14 protein-coding genes and 1 tRNA gene are annotated in these 15509 nt (G+C 68.4%); 10 read left to right on the forward strand and 5 right to left on the reverse strand.

Going from position 1 to position 15509, the window contains the following annotated elements; genetic code table 11:
* On the reverse strand, positions 1-645 hold a 645-nt coding region (locus tag ON31_RS01695), incomplete at its 3' end, for a prephenate dehydrogenase/arogenate dehydrogenase family protein (protein ID WP_039808684.1).
* Positions 646-703: 58 nt separating this feature from the next.
* Here ON31_RS01695 and ON31_RS01700 point away from each other — a divergent pair.
* The 3 genes from ON31_RS01700 (at position 704) to ON31_RS01710 (ending at position 1863) form a co-directional block, all read left to right on the forward strand.
* On the forward strand, positions 704-1243 hold the full coding sequence (locus ON31_RS01700) for a tRNA adenosine deaminase-associated protein (RefSeq protein WP_029932879.1): 540 nt from the start codon (positions 704-706) through the stop codon (positions 1241-1243).
* A complete protein-coding gene (locus tag ON31_RS01705) occupies positions 1244-1729 on the forward strand; it encodes a nucleoside deaminase (protein WP_051036661.1) in 486 nt (161 codons plus the stop codon).
* Between the two features lie 46 nt (positions 1730-1775).
* Positions 1776-1863, forward strand: a tRNA-Ser gene (locus ON31_RS01710).
* Positions 1864-1907: 44 nt separating this feature from the next.
* Here ON31_RS01710 and ON31_RS01715 read toward each other — a convergent pair.
* The 3 genes from ON31_RS01715 to ON31_RS01725 form a co-directional block, all read right to left on the reverse strand.
* Complete coding sequence (locus tag ON31_RS01715) at positions 1908-2765, reverse strand: alpha/beta fold hydrolase (protein WP_172544787.1); 858 nt, start codon at positions 2763-2765, stop codon at positions 1908-1910.
* 187 nt (positions 2766-2952) lie between these two features.
* The gene (locus tag ON31_RS01720; RefSeq protein ID WP_039808622.1) at positions 2953-3618 is read right to left on the reverse strand and encodes a response regulator transcription factor; all 666 of its coding nucleotides are present in this window, start codon (positions 3616-3618) and stop codon (positions 2953-2955) included.
* A complete protein-coding gene (locus tag ON31_RS01725; RefSeq protein ID WP_039808624.1) occupies positions 3615-4766 on the reverse strand; it encodes a sensor histidine kinase in 1152 nt (383 codons plus the stop codon). Before ON31_RS01725 ends, ON31_RS01720 begins: the two co-directional genes overlap by 4 nt.
* A gap of 152 nt (positions 4767-4918) precedes the next feature.
* Between ON31_RS01725 and ON31_RS01730 the strand changes: the two genes are divergently transcribed.
* On the forward strand, positions 4919-5476 hold the full coding sequence (locus ON31_RS01730; RefSeq protein ID WP_051036678.1) for a hypothetical protein: 558 nt from the start codon (positions 4919-4921) through the stop codon (positions 5474-5476).
* A gap of 24 nt (positions 5477-5500) precedes the next feature.
* Here the strand turns inward: ON31_RS01730 and ON31_RS01735 are convergent, their stop codons facing one another.
* On the reverse strand, positions 5501-7834 hold the full coding sequence (locus ON31_RS01735; RefSeq protein ID WP_039808626.1) for an MMPL family transporter: 2334 nt from the start codon (positions 7832-7834) through the stop codon (positions 5501-5503).
* 277 nt (positions 7835-8111) lie between these two features.
* On the opposite strand from ON31_RS01735, the gene ON31_RS01740 reads away from it, so the two are divergent.
* The 6 genes from ON31_RS01740 (at position 8112) to tgt (ending at position 15473) form a co-directional block, all read left to right on the forward strand.
* Positions 8112-8633 carry a TetR/AcrR family transcriptional regulator gene (locus tag ON31_RS01740; protein ID WP_244961441.1) on the forward strand — a complete coding sequence of 174 codons (522 nt, stop codon included), beginning with the start codon at positions 8112-8114 and terminating at the stop codon, positions 8631-8633.
* Positions 8634-8669: 36 nt separating this feature from the next.
* The gene (locus ON31_RS01745) at positions 8670-9218 is read left to right on the forward strand and encodes an RrF2 family transcriptional regulator (RefSeq protein WP_081592155.1); all 549 of its coding nucleotides are present in this window, start codon (positions 8670-8672) and stop codon (positions 9216-9218) included.
* Positions 9219-9320: 102 nt separating this feature from the next.
* On the forward strand, positions 9321-11054 hold the full coding sequence (locus ON31_RS01750) for an ABC transporter ATP-binding protein (protein ID WP_039808630.1): 1734 nt from the start codon (positions 9321-9323) through the stop codon (positions 11052-11054).
* Between the two features lie 67 nt (positions 11055-11121).
* Entirely contained in the window at positions 11122-13083 is a 1962-nt protein-coding gene (locus tag ON31_RS01755) for an ABC transporter ATP-binding protein (RefSeq protein ID WP_039808632.1), read from the forward strand.
* 108 nt (positions 13084-13191) lie between these two features.
* On the forward strand, positions 13192-14175 hold the full coding sequence (locus ON31_RS01760) for an NAD(P)H-binding protein (RefSeq protein ID WP_370450372.1): 984 nt from the start codon (positions 13192-13194) through the stop codon (positions 14173-14175).
* 47 nt (positions 14176-14222) lie between these two features.
* A complete protein-coding gene (tgt, locus tag ON31_RS01765; protein ID WP_051036680.1) occupies positions 14223-15473 on the forward strand; it encodes a tRNA guanosine(34) transglycosylase Tgt in 1251 nt (416 codons plus the stop codon).
* Positions 15474-15509 lie beyond the last annotated feature (36 nt).

Raw genomic sequence — 15509 nt, forward strand, 5'->3', positions numbered from 1 at the left:
CCCGGCGGCCAGCCCGAGCGCCAGCGCGCCGCCGCCCGCACCCTGGATGGCGAGGGCTTCGGCCAGCACGTGCGGCAGGTGAGAGATGCGGGCGACGGCGCTGTCGTGTTCGGCGGAGAGCACCGGCACCACCACGGCCCCGCAGTCCAGCGCCAGCCGCGCCACCCGGGTCCACGGGTCGGCGTGTACGCCCGGATCGACGCTGATCGCCCAGGCCGCGCCCTTGAACAGGTCGGGTGTGGATGCGGCCCAGCCGGATTCGCTGGTCCCGGCCATGGGATGCCCGCCGACGAAGTGCGCGCCCAGTTCGTGCCGGTGCACGGCATCCAGGACGGGCTTCTTCACACTGGTCACGTCGGTGAGCGGACACGCCGGGGCGAAACTGCGTACATCCGAGAGCACGGTGTCGAGGGCGGGCTGCGGCACGCCGATCACGATCAGCGCGTCGCGGTCCGCGGCCCGGCCCAGTACCGCCCCGATGTCGGCGCTCACGTCGAAGCCGTCGGCGCGCGCGGCCCGCACACCCGGCTCCGACCGGTTGAATCCCCACGCCTCGTACCCCGCGGCGACGGCGGCACGCAGCACCGAACCGCCGATCAAACCCGTCCCGAGGACGCAGACAGCTGGTTTCCGATCGCCCGTCATGGCACCAGATTCGCATACGACTTCAACATTTCCCCCGAAGCGGACTACCGTTGCGCCCATGGCAGCACAGCGCTCGAGCACGAATAGGGCGACGTCGGACGATTACGACGACGTGGAAGGGTTCGCAGTGGCGGTTGTCCGCGAAGAGGCCACCTGGAAGGTCACGCCGTTGACTCAGGCGGCACTCTCCAGTTTGACCGAGGCCGAGCGAGAATTGCGCGAGTTGCGCAGTTCCGGCGCGGTATTCGGTCTGCTCGACGTAGACGACGAATTCTTCATCGTCCTGCGTCCAGCGCCGACCGGCAGTCGTCTGCTGCTGTCGGACGCCACCGCCGCCATCGACTACGACATCGCCGCCGAGGTGTTGGAGGCGCTGAATGTCGAGATCCCGGATATCGATCCGGACGAACTCGACGATATCGAGCCGTGGGAGGAGGGCGACCTCGGCGTGCTGGCCGACCTCGGACTGCCGGAGCCGGTGCTGAGCGTCATCCTCGCCGAAACCGACCTCTACCCCGACGAGCAGCTCGGCATGATCGCCCAGCGCCTGGGTTTCGCCAACGAGTTCTCGGCGGTCCTGGACAAGCTCCCCCGCTGAATGAGCGCGGCCGGATCTCGCGGTGCCGCCGAGCGGGCCGACGAGACGCTGATCCGCGCGGCGATCGCGGCCGCCGCGGCCGCGGACCCGCGCGACGTCCCGGTGGGCGCGGTGGTCTTCGACGCCGCGGGCCGCGAGCTGGCGCGTGCCGCCAACGCCCGCGAGGCCCTCGGCGACCCCACCGCGCACGCCGAGGTCCTGGCCCTGCGCCGGGCCGCCGCGGTGCACGGCGACGGCTGGCGGCTGGAGGGCTGCACCCTCGCGGTCACTCTGGAGCCCTGCACCATGTGCGCGGGCGCGCTCACCCTCGCCCGCATCGGCCGCCTGGTCTTCGGCGCCTGGGAACCCAAAACCGGTGCGGTCGGCTCCCTGTGGGACGTCGTCCGTGACCGACGTCTCAATCATCGCCCCGAGGTCCGCGGCGGTGTCCTCGAATCCGATTGCGCCGCATTGCTCGACACCTTCTTCCACGCCCAGCGCCCCTGAGGAGGCGATTTCGGTTTCCGCGGGGTCGTCCGGTAAAGTCACCAGCGGTGGCGTGTCCGAGCGGCCTAAGGAGCACGCCTCGAAAGCGTGTGAGGGGTAACCCCCCTCCGAGGGTTCAAATCCCTCCGCCACCGCTCCCGCCCCTCACCTGCTCGCGCAGGTGAGGGGCTTTTTGCTGTCACCGGATGAGCAGCTTCGCCACCGTTTCCGGGTGGTACACGAATCCCGCGTGGCTGGTATCGAGGCTGTCCACCTCGAAGTGATTCCCGGGCGTCGCCGCGTCCGCTTCCGCGATGAGCCGGTCCTGCATGTCGATGGGCAGGGACCGGTCCCGGATCAGCCGCACGTATTGCCGACGGACCTGCCCGCCGAGGTCGGGGTGCAGGCGGGCGTCGCCCATCATCGCGGCCAGGGATTCGTCGGGTTGCAGGGCGTTGAGGAAGGCGAGGAATTCCTGTTCGCTGCGGTCGGCCATCAGTGCGGCGTGCAGGCGTGCGAGTTGGTCTCGGTCGGCACCGCGGTAGTTGGCGCGTCCTACGCCGAGTTCCATCGCGTCCCCGACGTTCAGGTCGGCGAGTCCGGGTAGCAGGCTCCGCGTGAACTCGGGTTCGGACATGTACTCGATCGGATTCGTCAACGTGGTGCAGGCCCACGCGGAGATGTACACGATCCGGTCCAGCAGATCCGGTACCTGGTTGGCGACGACGCTGATACTCGTGCCGCCGAGGCTCGCGCCGACGAGTACGACCGGGCCGTACTCGTGCACCCGCTCGACCACGGTTCGCACCGCGTCGGCATTGTCCTCGAGGGTGACCGCGGCGAGCGCGGACGGCTCGGTGGCGAGCCGGTCGAGCTGCTGCGGCGCCTGGTAGGCGATCGGGAACTGGGCCTCGAACCCGTGGCCCGGCAGGTCGACGGCGAGACAGCGCTGTCCCCGCAGCGCCAGTTCGCGTTGGATGGGCGTCCACATGGACGAGCTCGTTCCCGAGCCGTGGACGAAGACGAAGGTGGGCATGCCAAAGGCAGAGTTGCGCATAGGAATTCCTGTCGAGTGCGGTATCGGACTACTCGACGGCACGAACGTGGCGACGCGGGTACGCGGCCACGCTGGCAGCCACGACGGGCTGCGGAGTGCGTCGAGTCAGCCGACGCGCAGGCGCATGAATTCGATGAGCACGGGGCGACTATATCCGATCTTGATAGGCGTCGCCATCCGGAATTGCCTACCGTCCACCCGATCCGGGGGTGACCAGCCCGGATTCATATGCGAGCACGACCAGTTGCGAGCGGTCGCGCGCCCCGAGCGCGGCCAGCAGGCGGCTCACGTAGGTGCGTGCCGTGGCGGGGCTGATGTGCAGACTCGCGCCGATCTCGCTGTTGCTCTCGCCCATGCCCACTCGGGTGAGCACCTCGCGTTCCCGCTCGGTGAGTCCGGCTACGAGTTCGGGTCGGATCGACCCGATGCCCCGCGCGACGCTGCTCAGAATCCGCCGGGTGATCGAGGGGGAGAGCAGCGCGTCACCCGCGGCGAGGGTGCGGATGGCCGACCGCAGTCCGTCGGGGGTGATGTTCTTGAGCAGGAATCCGGCGGCCCCGGCGCGGATGGCTCCGAAAACGTTCTCGTCCTCGTCGAAGGTGGTCAGCACCACCACGCGCACACCGGCCAACTGCGGGTCGGCGACGATTTCGCGGGTGGCGGCGATGCCGTCCAGGATCGGCATCCGGATATCCATGAGCACCACGTCGGGGCGATATCCGCGCACGACCGCCACCGCGTCGCGACCATTCACCGCCTCGGCGACGACTTCGATATCGCCGTCGTGTTCGGCGAGCGCCCGCAAACCGGTGCGGACGAGTTCATGATCGTCGGCCAGGACTATCCGGATCATTCGGTCACCTCGACGGGTATGCGGGCGTCGACCAGGAATCCGCCCTCCGCACGCGGACCCACGGTGAGCGAACCGCCGAGCAGCCGCACCCGCTCCCGCATGCCGTCCAGGCCGGAACCGTGCACCGCGCCGGGTACCGTGGCCCGCCCGTTGTCGCCGACCGTGATCCGGAGCAGGCCGTCGCTCAGTTCGGCGGTGATCGTGGCCTCGGTGGCCCGCGCGTGCCGGACCACATTGGTCAACGCCTCCTGAACCAGGCGGTAGGCGGTCGCGTCCACCCGCGCGGGCAGCTGATCGGGGGCGGCGTCGAGTCGGCAGGTCGTCGTCAGCCCGGCCCGTTCGGCGGTGGCCGCCAGATCGGGAATGCCGGACAGCGACACCACACCCGTCTCGGCGTCGTCGCGCAGCAGCCGCACCATGGCGCGCATATCGTCCAAAGATCGGTCGGCGGTGTCCAGCACGTGGCCGATGGCGGTGCGCGCCGCCGCGTCATCGCGCCCGACGGCCTCGGCGGCGACCCCGGCCTGCAACGAGATCACCGACATGGCGTGGCCGACGGTATCGTGCAGTTCCCGCGACAACCGCACCCGTTCGCCCTGGATTCGCCACTCGGCCCGAGCATTCGACTGCTCCGCGGTCAGCCGCGCGATCTCCGCCTGCTGCGCCGCCCGGGTGCGGCGGGATCGCATGGCGGCCCCGAGCGCGATGGCCACGGCGATCAGGGCCGCGTGCGAGACCCCTTCGTATCCGGCCAGATACGCCGCGGACTCCCCCTGCCCGATCCGGACGGCGAGCGACACCGTGAACACCAGCGCACCCGCCCCCACCGCCACCCATGTCCGGCCCGCGTCGGCGGCCGCGTAGAGCGCGGCGACCATGGGCACCGCCACGCCGATCGGCGGATGGTCCAGGGCGTGATAGGTGAAGGTCGCCGCCGCCGTCGCGACCACCACGACCACCGGCATCCGGCGGCGCAACAGCAGCAGCGCACCGAATCCGACCGCGAAGAGATACGCGCCCACGGACTGCCGCCCGCCGTGCCCGAAAGCGATGATCAGGACGATCACGCCGGTGACGGTGAAACCGAGCAGCGCGTCGCGCGGCCACGGCGCAACCCCGGTCCGCTCCGGACGCTCCGCTTCGGTCACGGTTCGATCCTACGAAGCGCCGCCCGCCGCGCATACGTCCGAAAGCGCCGACCGATATCGCTTCTCGACGTAATACGCAGCGTCGGAACGCGACCCGCGTTCGATACCGACACCGGATGTCGCGCCCCGCCGTGATTCCTAGCGTCGAGGACATGACTACGACCACTCGGCGCAGACGACTCCGGCTGCCCGCACTCGCGCTCGGCGGCTACGCGGTCATCGCGTCCTTCCTGTTCGCCACGGCGGCATCGGAGACGATGCTGCTCTACCCCAACGTCTTTCGCGATATTCCCGCATCGCTGGAGCTGACCGAGGAGTTCATGAGCGCGGTCGCGGTCGGCGACGTCATGCGACCGCTCGGCGCGGCGGTCCTGGTGACCGCACTCGTCGCCGCCGCGGTCGCGGTGCGCTACCGGATCGCCCGGAAATGGCTGGCCGCCTCACTGACGGCGCTGGTCAGCGGCCAGTTCTTGCTGTCGGTGCTGTACCAGTGGCCGCGGGCCACGGTCCTGTTCGACGAGCGCGGCAGCCACACCCTGGCCGAAATCGAACGCGCGGCAATGGAATTCCAGGTCGGTCAGTACCTGCGCCTCACCGCCGCCGGGTTGTCCGCGCTGTTCGCGATCCTCGCGGCCCTCGAATGCCATCGGGCTCGGGTGCTGGCCGCCGCCGCGAGCGCGAAAACAACTCGCCCCCCATCCGATGGATGAGGGGCGAGTCGTCGATGAGCGTCGTCAGACGCCCGCTGGTTCCTTCTCCAGCGCCACCGCACCGTCCTGCGCCCTGTTCTCCCGCATCGCGGTGAGCTTCGCGCCCTCCACGTCGATATCGGGGAGGATGCGGTCCAGCCACTTCGGGATCCACCAGGCGTAGGGACCCATGAGCACCAGCAGCGCCGGGATCACGACCATGCGGACGATGAAGGCGTCGAAGAAGACGCCCGCCGCCAAGGCGAAGCCCATGGACTTGGCCACCACGTTCTCCTGGAGCATGAACGCGCCGAAGACGGAGATCATGATGATGGCCGCCGAGGTCACGACGCGGGCGCCGTGGTGGTAGCCGCTGATCATGGCGTGCTTGGAGGACTTGCCGTGCACGTACTCCTCGCGCATGCGGGTCACCAGGAACACCTGATAGTCCATGGCCAGGCCGAATACCAGGCCGATCAGCATGATCGGCAGGAAGCTGACCAGCGGATGGCCCTCGAACAGCCCGAACGCGCCCTCCTGGAAGATCAGCACGGTCGCGCCGAAGGTGGCCGCCATGGACAGCAGGAATCCGAGCGCGGCGGTCAGCGGCACCAGGATGGACCGGAACACCAGCACCAGCAGCAGGAACGCGGCCCCGGCCACCAGCGACAGGTACGGGACGACGGCCTTCAGCAGCGCCGCCGACACATCCGCGTAGATGGCGGTGGTACCGGTGATGCCGTACTCCATGCCGTACTTGTCCTTGAACTCGGACTCGGCGTCGCGGGCGTGCTCGACCAGATCCTTGGTGGTCTGATCGTTGGGTCCGGCATCGGGGACGCCGGTGAACAGCGCCGCGTTGCCGTCCTCGCTCGGCATGGTCGCGGTCAGGTAGTCCATGCCCTCGTAGCCCGCCAGCCGCTCACGCAGGTCGGTGACCGCGGCCTCGCGCTGGTCCTGCGGCACGTCCGTGAGATCCACCGCCACCATCAGGGTGCCGTTGGAGCCCTCGCCGAAGCCCTTGGTCTGCAACTCGTACGCCTCGCGCATCGGGTTGCCCTCGGGGAACGAGTCGCCGCCCGGCAGGCCCAGCTGCATATTCGCGGCGGGCGCGGCCAGCAGGCCGAGCACCACCACACCGGCGGCCAGCGCCAGCACCGGAGCCTTGGCGATCAGACGGGCGAACCGCATGCCGTTGGTGACGGCGGTGTCGTCCTCGGGATCGTGCTTGGCGACCAGCGGCAGCTTCGGCTTGAACAGGTACTTGCCGAACGCGCCCAGCAGCGCGGGCAGCAGGGTGACGGCCACCAGCACCGCGAACGCCGCCGCGACCGCGCCGAAAATACCCATGTAGGTGAGGAATCCGACGCCGACGATACTCAGCGCGGCCAGGGCGATGACGACCGTCAGGCCCGCGAAGATGACCGCGGAACCGGCGGTGCCGACCGCGGTGCCGGCGGCCTCCTCCGGCGAATCCGCCACGCTCAGCTCGTGCTTGTACCGCGAGACGATGAACATGGCGTAGTCGATGGACAGCGCCAGGCCGATCATGGACGCCAGGATCGGCGTGAAGGTCGGCAGGGTGAGCCAGTGGGTGCCGAACAGGATCACCGAGATCGCGGAGCCCAGGCCGATGAGGGCCGTCAGCACCGGCACGAAGGCCGCCACGATGGCGCCGAACGCCACCGCCATCACGACCAGCGCCACCGCGATACCGATGAGCTCGGCCGCACCGCCGGTTTCCGGCTCCTGGGCGATGCTGCCGGTCAGGTACACCTCGAGTCCGGCCGCCTGCGCATCCGCGGCGACGTCGTGCGCCTTCTCCCGATCGGCCGGGGTGACATCGGCGAAGCTCGGAATCGAGTACTTGACCTCGACGGTCGCCACCGAGTCCGGCACGGTCTCGCTGAGTACGTTCAGCGGCGCGCTGGCGCAGACGGCGGTGAAGCCGGGGCTGTCGCGGTCGCCGGTGAGGCAGTTGATGCCCGCGGGTTTGCCGATCTCCTCGGTGGCGGTGATCGGATTGACGACGGGCTTGCTCTTGTCGACGATGTCGAGGGCGGACAGCTTGTCCACGAACGCCTGCAGAGCCGCCGCGTTCCGCGGATCGGTGAGCTTCTCGCCCTCGGGCGCACCGACCACATAGGTGCCGGTGACCACGTTCATGTCGAAGGCGGCCGACATGCCGGGGAAGTGCTCGTCGAGGATTTCGGTGGCCCGCTCGGACGGCAGTCCGGGCATGGTGAACTGGTCCTGGAACGGTTTGGAGAGCGCACCGCCGATACCGCCGAGCAGTATCAGCAGGGTCAACCACACCGGTATGACTATCCACTTTCTGCGGAAGGCGAACCTTCCCCAGCGATAGAGGTATACGGACACGAGGGGTCTCCTGGCGATTGGCTGTGCGTGTGCTGGTGTCGAGCTACTCGTAGACAGCACTCCCTGCGGGTGCCGCGTGCGCACTCCGCCTCCAGACTGACGTTTTCTGCCTACCGTGCGGTAGGTAGACTACCCAGCGCCTAAGCGGAGGAACAACCTCAATTCCGGTGGCGCTACTCGCAGTACAGACTAGTGGTGAGAGGATCATCCCATGACCGGACGAGAACCTGCTGTAGATATCGCCGCAGGTAGGGGCACTAAAGACGTCATCAGGGATGTGGCACTTCGGCTGTTCTCCACCAGGGGCTTCGAGCAGACCAGCCTGCGGGAGGTCGCCGATGAGGTAGGAATCACAAAGGCGTCCCTCTACTATCATTACTCCTCGAAACAGGATCTGCTGCTGGCCGTGATCGAACCGGTCTTCGCGGATATGCGCGCCATGGCCGCCGAGATCGACGAGCGGGAATACAGCCGCGACGCCGTCCGCGAGATCCTCACCCGCCAGCTGCGCTCCATGCTCGATCACCGCCCCATCGGCCGGATGTTCGTCAACGACGGCGTCGCGGTCGGCAATGCCATCGGCCGCAACTACGAGCAGATGCTCGAGATGCACAGCAAGCTGTGCCGGTGGCTGGCCGGACCGGACGCCGATCCGGAAGCGCTGCTGCGGGCCAGCGCGGCCCTGGACGTCGTCAAAACCGCGCTGTTGTCGCAGCAGATCGCGCCGGACGTGGACGAGGAGCTGGTCGAACGCGTACTCCTGGACGCGGCGCTCGGAGTTCTGATCCCGGCGCGCTAAATTCTTCTTTCGCCGTACCGAACTCAGGAGCCCCTTGTGCACATCACCGCGAAAGTCGACTACGCGGTGCGAATACTCGTCGAAATCGCCCGGGCGCAATCGCAATCGGTGAAGGCCGACGTGATCGTGGCCGCCCAGGAGATCCCGCCGAAGGTGCTGGAGTCGGTGGTCGCCGAATTGCGCAAGGCCGGACTGGTCACCAGCCGCCGCGGTCCCGAGGGCGGCTACCGGCTGGCCCGGCCCGCCCGCGAGATCAGCGTGGCCGATGTGATTCGCGCGGTGGAGGGGCCGCTGGCCTCGGTGCGCGGGCAGCGGCCAGAGGATGTGGTGTACCCCGGAGTGGCCGAGCCGTTGCAGCGGGTGTGGATCGCGCTGCGGGTGAACATCCGCTCGGTGCTGGAGCGGGTGAGCATCGCCGATATCGGCAACGATCTGCTGCCGACCTTCCTGGATGAACTGCTGCGCGATCCCGATGCCTGGACCCGGCGTCCGCGCCCGCTGGACACCGCCCCGCACGGGGAATGGCGCGACCCGGAGGCGGGCCCGCACGGCGAGTGGCGCGATCTGGACCGGCCGGATATCTGACCCGCCTGCGGAAGGCTTCGTTTCACTTTTCTCGGCGGCGGCGCGCTGCCCCCACAATTCCCGGGGACGGGTGCGCCGCATCGGGGGTAGCCTGCGAACATCATGTTGATCAGACTTCTCCGCACCTTCCTGGCGCCCTACCGGTCACAGCTGGCCGGGGTCGTTGTGCTTCAGCTGATCTCGGTCCTCGCCATGCTCTACCTGCCCAGGCTCAACGCCGACATCATCGACTACGGCGTCACCCGGGGCGATATCGGCTACATCTGGAACACCGGCCTGTGGATGCTGGCCGTGACCGGTGTGCAGATCGTGGCGCAGGCATCCTCGGTCTACCTGGGCGCGCAGGCCGCCATGGGCGCGGGACGCGATATGCGCGCGGCCCTGCTGCACCGCGTCGGCGGCTTCTCCGCGCGCGAGGTGGGCATGTTCGGCGCGCCCTCGCTGATCACCCGCAACACCAATGACGTGAACCAGGTGCAGCTGCTCATCCTGATGAGCGCCACCATCCTGGTGATGGCTCCGATCATGTGCGTGGGCGGCATCATCATGGCGCTGCGCGAGGATCTGGGCCTGTCCTGGCTGCTGCTCATCGCGGTGCCCGCGCTGGGGTTGTCGATGGCCTTCATCATCACCCGCATGGTGCCCGGCTTCCGGCGCATGCAGGAGCGCATCGACGCGGTGAACCGGGTGCTGCGCGAGCAGATCACCGGTATCCGCGTGGTGCGGGCCTTCGTGCGGGAGCGGCAGGAGACTTGGCGCTTCGGCGTCGCCAACTCCGAGCTGACCGAACAGGCGCTGTACGTCGGCCGCTATATGGCGCTGATGTTCCCGCTGGTCATGCTGATCTCCAATGTGACCGCGGTGGGCGTGATCTGGTTCGGCGGCCACCATGTGGACGCCGGGACCATGCAGATCGGTTCGCTCACCGCCATGCTGTCCTACATCATGCAGATCCTGACGGCGGTCATGATGGCCTCCTTCCTGGCCATGATGGCCCCGCGCGCCGCGGTGTCGGGCGAGCGCATCGGGGCGGTGCTGGACACCGAATCCTCGGTGCTGCCGCCGCCGCTGCCGCGGCCGTTCGAATCCGATCCGGGTTCGGTGGATTTCGCCTTCGCCGAATTCAAGTTCCCGGGCGCGGAGAAGGCGGTGCTGCGGGCCATCCGGTTCCGGGTGGATCCCGGCACCACCACCGCGGTGGTGGGCTCGACCGGCTCCGGCAAGACCACGCTGATCAATCTGATTCCGCGGCTCATCGACGTCACCGACGGGGCGGTCTACGTGGGCGGCACCGATGTGCGGCATATCGACCTGGAGCAGTTGCGCGCGCAGATCGGCCTGGTGCCGCAGAAGGCGTACCTGTTCTCCGGGACGATCGCGTCGAATCTGCGCTACGGCAAGCCCGACGCCACCGACGCCGAACTGTGGCATGCCCTGGAGATCGCGCAGGCGGCCGACTTCGTGCGGGATATGCCGCAGGGCCTGGAAACGCCGGTGGCACAGGGCGGTACGACGGTGTCGGGCGGCCAGCGCCAGCGCCTCGCCATCGCCCGCGCCCTGGTGCGCAAACCGCGCATCTACCTGTTCGACGACTGCTTCTCGGCCCTGGACGTGGCCACCGACGCCCGGGTCCGCGAGGCGCTGCGGCCGGAGACCGCGAACGCCGCGGTGATCACCGTGGCGCAACGGATCTCGACCGTGCGCGAGGCCGACCAGATCGTGGTGCTGGAGGACGGCGCGATCGTCGGCCTCGGCACCCACGACCGACTGCTGCGCGACTGCACCGAATACCGCGAGATCGTGGAATCGCAGCTGAGCCCGGAGGAGGCGCGATGAGACACACTGGGCGGAGCCTCTCGTCGTGCCGACCGGGTGCGGGTGTCCCGCGGGGAAGGGCGGCGAAGTGAGGCCGGGGGCACCGAATCCGGGCGCTCCGGACGCGAAAGCCAAATCGTTCGGTCCGTCGCTGAAGCGGCTGCTGCGGCGGCTCGCGCCCGAACGGTCCTCGCTCACAGTAATTTTCGTGCTCGCGGTGGTCTCGGTGGTGCTGAACACCCTGGGGCCGCAGATCCTGGGCAAGGCCACCAACCTCATCTTCGACGGTGTGGTGGGCAAACAGCTTCCGGCCGGACAGTCCAAGGAGCAGGTGGTCGAGCAGCTGCGCGCCAGCGGTGACACCACCTTCGCCGACATGCTCTCCGGCATGGACGTGGTTCCCGGTGTGGGCGTGGACTTCTCGGCCGTCGGCATGGTCCTCACCGGGGTGCTGCTGCTGTTCATCGGCGCGTCGCTGTTCGGCTGGCTCCAGTCGTACCTGCTCAATATCGTCATCAACCGCACCGTGAAGCGGTTGCGCGGCGATATCGAGGCCAAGATCCACCGGCTGCCGCTGCGCTACTTCGACCAGCTGCCGCGCGGTGATCTGCTCTCGCGCGTCACCAATGACGTCGACAATGTGTCACAGACGTTGCAGCAGACCATGAGTCAGCTGGTCACCTCCACGCTGACGGTGATCGGCGTGCTGTTCATGATGTTCTGGATCTCGCCGCTGCTGGCGCTGATCGCGCTGTTGACGGTGCCGCTGGCGGTCATCGTGACCGCCCAGATCGCCAAGCGCTCCAAACCGCACTTCGTGGACCAGTGGAAGTACACCGGCCAGGTCAACGCCCAGGTCGAGGAGGCCTTCACCGGCCACGAGATCGTCACCGCCTTCGGCCGCGGCCGCGAGGTCGGCGCGGAGTTCGACAAGACCAACGCCAAGCTCTACCACGCCGCGTTCCGGTCGCAGTTCATCTCCGGCCTGATCATGCCCGCCATCATGTTCCTGGGGAACCTGAACTACGTGCTCATCGCCGTGGTGGGCGGTCTGCGCGTGGCCTCGGGCAATCTGTCGCTGGGCGAGGTGCAGGCGTTCATCCAGTACTCGCGCGGTTTCACCCAGCCGCTCACCCAGATCGGCTCCATGATCAATCTGTTGCAGTCGGGTGTGGCGTCGGCCGAGCGCATCTTCGAGATCCTGGACGCCGAGGAGCAGGTGCCCGATCCCGAGGTGGAGGATTCGCGGCCGGTGGACCGCGGCCGGGTGGCCTTCGAGGAGGTGTCGTTCCGCTACGAGCCCGACACCCCCGTCATCGAGGAGCTGTCCCTGATCGCCGAACCCGGCCACGTGGTGGCCATCGTCGGCCCGACCGGTGCGGGCAAGACCACGCTGGTGAACCTGCTCATGCGCTTCTACGAGCTGGACGCGGGCGCGATCACCGTCGATGGTGTGGACATCACCCGCATCACCCGCGACCACCTGCGCGAACGCATCGGCATGGTGTTGCAGGACACCTGGCTGTTCGGCGGCACGATCCGGGAGAACATCGCCTACGGCAATCCGAAGGCGTCCGAGGACGAGATTCTGGAGGCGGCGCGCGCGGCCTACGTGGACCGCTTCGTGCATGCGCTGCCGCACGGTTACGACACGGTCATCGACGAGGAGGGCTCCGGCGTCTCGGCGGGTGAGAAGCAGCTCATCACCATCGCCCGCGCCTTCCTGGCCAAACCGTCCATCCTCATCCTGGACGAGGCCACCAGCTCGGTGGACACCCGCACCGAACTGCTGGTGCAGCAGGCCATGGCGGCGCTGCGCCGGGATCGCACGAGCTTCGTCATCGCGCACCGACTGTCCACCATTCGCGATGCGGACCAGATCGTGGTCATGGAGCAGGGCCGGATCGTCGAAATCGGCACCCACGAACGCCTGCTCGCCGCCCGTGGCGCGTACTACCGGCTCTACAACGCCCAGTTCGCCGCCGCCATCACCGACGAAGGCGGTGCGGACGAGCCGGACGCGGACGCGGTACCGCTGGCGAAGACCTGACGTGCGAATTTCGGTGCCGTAGCTTGCCGTGCCACGTGCTGTCGCACTGGCGCGCGCGGCCCCGCCCTGCTTTACTCGCTAGAGTATCGCTCTAGTGAAAGGGGTGTCATGTCCGAGATTGTGCCCATGCGTGTCCTCATACTCGGCGGCTACGGCACCGTCGGCCGCGAAGCTGCCGCACATCTGGTCGCGTCGGGCCACCGGGTGACCCTCGCGGGGCGCAATCCCGAGCGGGCGCGACCGGTGCCGGGAGCCGAACTGCTGCGCGTCGACCTGGCCGACCCCGACCAGGTGACCGCCGCGCTGGCCGATGCCGATGTCGTGCTCATGTGCGCCGAACTCGACAATGCCCGCATCGCCCGAGCGTGCTTCGAGCGCGGCATCGCCTACCTGGATGTCACGGCCACGCTCGAGGTGATCACCGCGCTCGAGGAACTGCACGACCTCGCCACGGCGGCGGGCGTGACCGGTGTGCTCAGCGTCGGCCTCATCCCCGGGGTGTCGAATCTGCTCGCCCGAACGGTCGTCGCCGCTTCGGGATTGCGCACCGTGCGCATCGGCGCGATGCTCGGCTCCGGTGAGGCGCACGGTCCGGCCGCCGTGCACTGGACCCTGAACGGCCTCGGCCGGCTCACCGGTTCCTGGCGGATGCGCTTCCCCGAGGGCGCCCGCACCGTGCACCGCTTCCCGTTCTCGGACCAGTACACGCTGCGCCGCACCCTCGGCCTCGATACCGCCGACACCGGCCTCGCCCTCGACTCCCGGGCCGTCACCGCACTGTTGGCCGCCGCCCGCCGCCCCGCCCTGGCCCGGTTCATGCGCGGCCGCACCGCCGAACGCCTGCTCACCCGCGTCCACCTCGGCTCCGACCGCTTCGCCCTGGTGGCCGAATCCGGTACCGCGGCGGCCTATTTCGCAGGCCACCGGCAGAGTGCCGCGACCGGCCTGGTGGCGGCGCTGCTCGTCCGACGCGTCTCCGGCTTCCCCGCTGGCATTCATCACATCGAGGAACTGGTGGATCCGGCGGAATTCCTGCCCGCCCTGGCGGCCTACGGCTTCGACCTGCGCCTCGCCGCACGGCTCCCGGGGTGACCGCGACCCGTCTCGGACGCGCGACGGGGGGCTGGGAGGATATTCGGGTGTCTTCCCCCGAATCCTTCGCTTTCAAGGTCGGCACCCGGTTGGACGGTCGGCACGGCCGCACGGGTGTGATCAGCACGCCGCACGGCGATATCGCCACGCCCGCCTTCATTCCGGTGGGCACCAAGGCGACCGTGAAGGCGGTGCTGCCCGAGGCCATGAAGGAGCTGGGGTCGCAGGCATTGCTGGCCAACGCCTACCACCTGTATCTACAGCCGGGTCCGGACATCGTGGACGAGGCCGGTGGGCTGTCCCGCTTCATGAACTGGCCGGGACCGACCTTCACCGACAGCGGCGGCTTCCAGGTCATGTCGCTGGGCGTGGGCTTCAAGAAGGTGCTCGCCATGGAGGCCGTGGGCGTACAGAACGACGACGTGATCGCCAAGGGCAAGGAGCGGCTGGCCCACGTGGACGATGACGGCGTCACCTTCCGCTCCCACCTGGACGGGTCGAAGCACCGCTTCACCCCCGAGGTGTCCATGGGCATCCAGCATCAGCTGGGCGCGGACATCATGTTCGCCTTCGACGAGCTCACCACGCTCATGAATACCCGTGGCTACCAGGAGGAATCGCTGGAGCGCACCCGGCGCTGGGCGCAACGCTGCCTGGACGAGCACGAGCGGCTCACCGCGGCGCGCTCGCACCGGCCCTATCAGGCGCTGTTCGGTGTCATCCAGGGTGCGCAGTACGAGGACCTGCGGCGCAAGGCATGTCGCGATCTGGAGGAGTTGCGCGGCGCCGCCGGAACGGGTTTCGACGGATACGGCATCGGCGGTGCGCTGGAGAAGCACAATCTCGGCACCATCGTGCGCTGGTGCTGTGACGAACTGCCCGAGCGGAAGCCGCGGCACATGCTCGGCATCAGCGAGCCGGAGGACATGTTCACGGCGGTGGAGAACGGCGCCGACACCTTCGACTGCGTGAACCCCTCCCGGGTGGCGCGCAATGCGGCCATCTACGTCGACGAGGGCCGATTCAATATCAACACCAGTCGCTTCCGCCGCGACTTCACCCCCATCGACGACACCTGCGACTGCTACACCTGCGCCAACTACACCCGGGCCTACCTGCACCACCTGTTCAAGGCCAAGGAGATCCTCGCCGCCACCCTGTGCACCATCCACAACGAACGCTTCACCGTCCGGTTGGTGGACCGTATCCGCGGCAGTATCGAGCGCGGTGAGTTCGATGCCTACAAGACCGATTTCCTCGGTCGGTGGAAGGGCCGAATCAAGGCTCCGGCCAACTGATCTCGGCCGGGTGTGGGAGCCGGAGCCCCCACACCC

The sequence above is a fragment of the Nocardia otitidiscaviarum NBRC 14405 genome (assembly GCF_000308635.1).
Classification (GTDB): Bacteria; Actinomycetota; Actinomycetes; order Mycobacteriales; family Mycobacteriaceae; genus Nocardia; species Nocardia otitidiscaviarum.

What these genes read in the sequence shown, in the direction of transcription:
- ON31_RS01760 (WP_370450372.1), top strand. Translation starts at nt 13,192, where the DNA reads ATGTCCGAGATTGTGCCCATGCGTGTCCTCATACTCGGCGGCTACGGC.
- ON31_RS01730 (WP_051036678.1), top strand. Translation starts at nt 4,919, where the DNA reads ATGACTACGACCACTCGGCGCAGACGACTCCGGCTGCCCGCACTCGCG.
- ON31_RS01720 (WP_039808622.1), bottom strand. Translation starts at nt 3,618, where the DNA reads ATGATCCGGATAGTCCTGGCCGACGATCATGAACTCGTCCGCACCGGT.
- ON31_RS01715 (WP_172544787.1), bottom strand. Translation starts at nt 2,765, where the DNA reads ATGCGCAACTCTGCCTTTGGCATGCCCACCTTCGTCTTCGTCCACGGC.
- ON31_RS01700 (WP_029932879.1), top strand. Translation starts at nt 704, where the DNA reads ATGGCAGCACAGCGCTCGAGCACGAATAGGGCGACGTCGGACGATTAC.
- ON31_RS01750 (WP_039808630.1), top strand. Translation starts at nt 9,321, where the DNA reads ATGTTGATCAGACTTCTCCGCACCTTCCTGGCGCCCTACCGGTCACAG.
- ON31_RS01705 (WP_051036661.1), top strand. Translation starts at nt 1,244, where the DNA reads ATGAGCGCGGCCGGATCTCGCGGTGCCGCCGAGCGGGCCGACGAGACG.